This is a genomic window from Streptomyces sp. NPDC014676 (genome assembly GCF_043084105.1).
Taxonomy (GTDB): domain Bacteria; phylum Actinomycetota; class Actinomycetes; order Streptomycetales; family Streptomycetaceae; genus Streptomyces.
This window is the reverse complement of sequence record NZ_JBIBZI010000027.1, coordinates 41,005-43,851: the sequence shown is the minus strand read 5'-3', so window position 1 is coordinate 43,851 and position 2,847 is coordinate 41,005. Positions and strand designations below refer to the sequence as shown.

Genomic DNA, 2,847 nt, shown 5'->3' with positions numbered 1-2,847 from the left:
ACACCCGTGAACAACGGATGCGTGAGAACCGAACGGTCCACCATGCCTTTCACCAGCAGAGCATGCCCACCCGCTATCACGCACCAACTCGTTAGCAGTGACGCTGATGACGGCAGGGATGGCGGAACCGGCCGAGGCGGCGGGAGAGGCGTGTGCCACGGCTGGATCGAACTTCGCCAGCCAGTCGATCGCGGAGAGCACGGCGGCGTTGCGGATGGGATGCGCCCGCGACGCGGGATCGCTGCGGCCGCTGGCGGACAGTGACACCGACATGGTGGCCGCCATCGACTTCAACACCGCGCAGCGGCCGGACGAGTGGCAGCGGCAGATGCGGCAGATAGTCGACACGGTGCGTGCCGACAAGGACAAAGGGCTCACGCTCAGCGAGTCCTTCGACCTGCAGGCGCAGAAGAGCAACGTGGACTTCTACGACCGGCAAAGCGACGTCCGGTTCGACGGCAGTATCCAGGTCGTCGGCGACAGCCTCGTCATCGTCATACCCGCGGGCGAAGTGAACGCTTCGGCGAACTGGTGGCAGAAGATGATCGCCATCGCGGTCGGCTACGCGGTGTGGGTGGTGGCCCTTGAGGTGTGCGAACTTTCCTTCGGCCCCGCCGCGCCTTTCGCCGTACCGATCTGCGCGGCCGTCTCTGCCGGACTGGCCGGGCTCACCGGTGACCTGCTGAACTCCTACTTCGACGGGCGGTCGCTGGGCGACGCGGACGTCTGGAAGGAGGCGATCGCCGTATTCGTGGCGAGCGCGGTGGCCGGGTTGGGCTCGGCGGCCCGCGAGAGCCTGAAGGCATGGGCCGCGGAGGGGATGGCCCGGGTGGTCGAAGCGGTGGGGAAGACCGCGCGGAACATCAGTACCCGGCTCGGCTCGTGGTCGACCCCGTTGGAGTACATCAGCAACCTGTTCACCCCCGACTTCGCGCAGAGCGTTAGGTTGGCCATCGAACGATTGCTCCAGGGCCAGCGAGCCACCGCCTGGCCCTCGACGATCCGGGTGATGGTGGTCGGCGACTCGATCAGCCAGGGCCACGAGGGCGACTACACCTGGCGCTACCGGTTGTGGCAGTGGTTCCAGGAGAACAACATCTCGGTCGACTTCGTCGGTCTCTACCACGGCACGTTCACCCCTGACCAGCCCTCCCCGCCGAAACCGCCGCCCTTCGTCGGCGAGAAGCCGGCGGACCAGGGCATCCGCGTCGACGGTGGCTACGCGGCCGGGGTCGCCTTCGACAGCGACCACTACGCGCACTGGGGCAGACAGGCCGCACAGATCAAGGACGACATCCGCCGACAGGTCGAGACCTACAAGCCGGACCTTGTCCTGCTCGCGGCCGGCTTCAACGACATGGGCTGGTTCGTCAGCGACGAGAACGGCACCCTGGACAGCGTCGAGACCATCATCGACCAGGCCCGCGCGGCCCGGCCGGGGGTCGACTTCGGGGTGGCCACCGTACCGCACCGGTCGAAGATCGGCGGCCGGGACGATCTGATCACCAAGACCGACAACTTCAACCGGCTGCTCGCAAACGCGGCCCCCCGGTTGAGCAAATCCATCTCCCAGGTGGAGGTCGTCGACTGGCAGAAAAAGTACTCCTGCGCCCCCGCCTCCTGCCCGGCCGCTTACGACGGCCTGCACCCCAACGCCTTCGGCGAGTACCAGCTCGCCATCGCCTTCGAGCAGACCCTGCACGACCGATACGGCCTGGGCCGGGGCCCGATACCCCTCCCGCCTGAGAACCTGCCGGTCCGACCGACACCCGTGCCGACCGGTCTGAAGGCCGAGTCCAGCCCCCAGGGCGTGACTGTCACCTGGAACCCGGTGTACGGGGCGTTCGGCTACGACGTGCGGTCACGGATCGCTGGCCAGACGACCTGGGGCGAGGGCCGCGTCAACAGTAACCGTGCCGACACCACCTGGACCGTCGACGGCATCCACTGGGAGTACCAGGTGCGTACCATCGGCGGTGACAACGTCAAGGGCCCATGGTCCAACACGGTCAGCGCGGTCGCCCACCCGAAGACGGCACCACCGCCGCGGATCCTCGCCAGCCGGCCCATCGGCCAGGACGGCATCGAGCTCGAAATCGCACCACCTGACTACCCCACCACCATCGACCGGTACGAAGTGATCCTCTTCGACAAGGACACGCCCGGCGCCTGGCTCACCGGCACCGGCTTCCGCGGCAACCGAGTGCAGATCTACGGGCTGAAACCGGGCCACCGCTACCTCGTCGCGGCGGCCACCTGGAACGCCGCCGGCGGCGGGCTGCCCGCACTGGCCCGTCCGGTGATGGTCGGCGGCGGTATCCCGGCCGCCCCGACCGGCCTGCGGGTGACCACCATCGATCCCACCACGGTGGAACTGGACTGGAACGGCGCGAACTCGGCGGCCGGCTACCGGCTGTGGGTCTCCAACATCAAGGACGGCGGCACCACCCCGCCGAAGGCCGACGAGAACATCATCGAGGACACCCACTACGGCGTCGGCTTCCTGTTCCCGGGCGTATGGAACTACGAGTTCTGCGTGACGGCCGTCAACGGCTCCCTCGAGTCCGACAAGTCCAACTGCGTCATCCCGCCCAATCCCGACGGCAGCGCACCGACCAACCCCGGCGGCAGCGCGCTGAACCGCTCACCGAGCGCTCGCACCGCGGCGCCGGACGCGGTGGACATCGGTTCGCTCACCACCCTGAGGAACCCGGACGGTACGGGAAATCCCGTCGCGGTCGGTGTTGGGGTCAACGGGGGTGACCGGTAGCCCGGCCCTGATGTCCCGTGGTGGGGGCGCGAACAGGGGAGAACCCACGCGCAAAAGAGAGGATATAAGACCCACCC

1 protein-coding gene is annotated in these 2,847 nt (G+C 67.9%); it reads left to right on the top strand.

Going from position 1 to position 2,847, the window contains the following annotated elements:
• Positions 1–106: 106 nt before the first annotated feature.
• Positions 107–2,770, top strand: coding sequence for a GDSL-type esterase/lipase family protein (locus ACF1DX_RS37815; RefSeq protein ID WP_391795679.1), 2,664 nt, complete (start codon positions 107–109; stop codon positions 2,768–2,770).
• The last annotated feature ends 77 nt before the right edge of the window (positions 2,771–2,847 follow it).

Bases quoted from the DNA above. Each gene is read 5' to 3' on its own strand.
- ACF1DX_RS37815 (WP_391795679.1), top strand. From the start codon at position 107: ATGACGGCAGGGATGGCGGAACCGGCCGAGGCGGCGGGAGAGGCGTGT.